Source organism: Bartonella sp. AP58NXGY (assembly GCF_042195785.1).
GTDB lineage: Bacteria > Pseudomonadota > Alphaproteobacteria > Rhizobiales > Rhizobiaceae > Bartonella.
In genome coordinates, this window is the sequence record NZ_JBHIOY010000098.1 from 1 (window position 1) to 1,105 (window position 1,105).

1 protein-coding gene is annotated in these 1,105 nt (G+C 33.5%); it reads left to right on the forward strand.

What is annotated here, in order from left to right:
* Positions 1–849, forward strand: an 849-nt coding sequence (locus tag ACFINC_RS09725; protein WP_375617078.1) for a type IV secretion system protein, incomplete at its 5' end; no start/stop codon positions are given.
* Positions 850–1,105: the final 256 nt, after the last annotated feature.

Below are 1,105 nucleotides of genomic sequence, written 5' to 3' on the forward strand. Positions count from 1 at the left end.
AATCAAGCGAGGAGACAGATGAAAAAGATCTTTATTATAACAGGAATGATTATAGCTTTTGGATTGCCAAATTTAGCATATAGTTTTATTACTTTCATACCTAATCCTGAAGTAATTCATGGTAGTTATACATCTGCATCAAAAAAAACTGCAAAACCACCTGCTGCAAAACCACCTGCTGCAAAACCACCTGCTGCAAAACCACTATCTATTTCAGCAAAAGAGTATCTGAAAATTATTGAATTATTAAAAGAACAAGTTGAAGCGCAAGAAAAGCGAATATTAAAAGAAGCAGACATCTATCATTCTGTGATGGCTAATAGAGTAATTAACGGCCTAATGTCCCCAAATGACATGAGCTATTTTTTTCAAAATCCGGAGCTTATTTATCCAGTTCCAAAACTGCGCTACGACAACAAGGATGAAATGTCTCAGAGACTTATGAAGCTTATTACCGGCGTTGTTATGAAAGAAAAAAGACCTCATATATTGCCAAACGACAAAATACGTACAATGGTTAACGAGCGTCTCAAATATAGCGGTATCGTCTCTAAAGCCGTAAGCTTGCGAGCTTTTCAGGATGCAGAGAAACGTTTTATACAAATTACAAATTTCTTAAATGATATAGATAAAACAAGGAGTTTGTCAGAGGTCGCAGAATTGCAAGTATACATAAAGATCATGTTAGCCTTACTCCACAATGAATCTTTAAAGCTACAAATGATCAGGAATTTAAGCAATAATGAAGAATTTCTTATCGACATACAAAAACGCAAAATCTATGGAAATATAGTTAATTCATTAAACAGACAGATGCCTCGCATACGGTTTTACCAAAATTCTTTATAACATTTGTTTTCTCTATTTTATGAAAATAATCCTATTGTACATGTCTCAACAATCTGGAAAAACGCACAAAAGTTTCATCAAATCCAAAATAATCTCGGTGGGAGCGCTTGGACAAATTGTGTCAATACCAATGAAGCACATAGCATGTATCTGTATTTTAAAATGATAAAAAATTGAAAATTCATTAAAGAGGAATGCCATGAACTTCACACTGTTCACGCAACTTTTCACTGAAATTGACAAAATAACAAAAACT